1 rRNA gene is annotated in these 573 nt (G+C 46.1%); it reads left to right on the forward strand.

Going from position 1 to position 573, the window contains the following annotated elements:
• Positions 1-58 (forward strand): 16S ribosomal RNA (locus RAE09_RS11885); the annotation flags it as partial.
• Between the last annotated feature and the right edge of the window lie 515 nt (positions 59-573).

Raw genomic sequence — 573 nt, forward strand, 5'->3', positions numbered from 1 at the left:
TGGGACGAAGTCGTAACAAGGTACCCGTACCGGAAGGTGCGGGTGGATCACCTCCTTTCTAAGGAGCTTTTATTTTTCGGGTGCAGTTGCACCCTTGGTTGGTTGAGTATGCGAGTGTCATGCTGCCAACTTTTATTATTGAAAAATTGTCCGGGTGAAACACACGCTCAAGAGACGAACTAAGTGTTTGAATGGCGCTTTGTGATACACGTTGTCCATGCACAGTTGAACAAGAAATAATGTTGTTTGTATGTTGGTGCATTGTTGGGTGTCTGGGGCATTATCCCCTTTTTTGTGCCTGACCATGAGTCTTGTTGACACTGTGTGTGTTGGCAGGGTGTGGTTGGGGTGTTGTGTGAGAACTGTATAGTGGACGCGAGCATTAAACACAGATGAATAGGCCGTGTGGTTTGTTTGTGTGTGTTTGTGTGATTTCTTTTTTCTTTAATCAATTTTTGTCAAGTTCACTTGTGTGGCCACCCGCATGTTTGTGTGTGGTGGTTTGTGTGTTCGTTATTAAGGGCGCATGGTGGATGCCTTGGCATGCTGAGCCGATGAAGGACGTGAAAGGCT

This window comes from Corynebacterium tuberculostearicum, from assembly GCF_032821615.1.
GTDB classification, from domain to species: Bacteria; Actinomycetota; Actinomycetes; order Mycobacteriales; family Mycobacteriaceae; genus Corynebacterium; species Corynebacterium tuberculostearicum_H.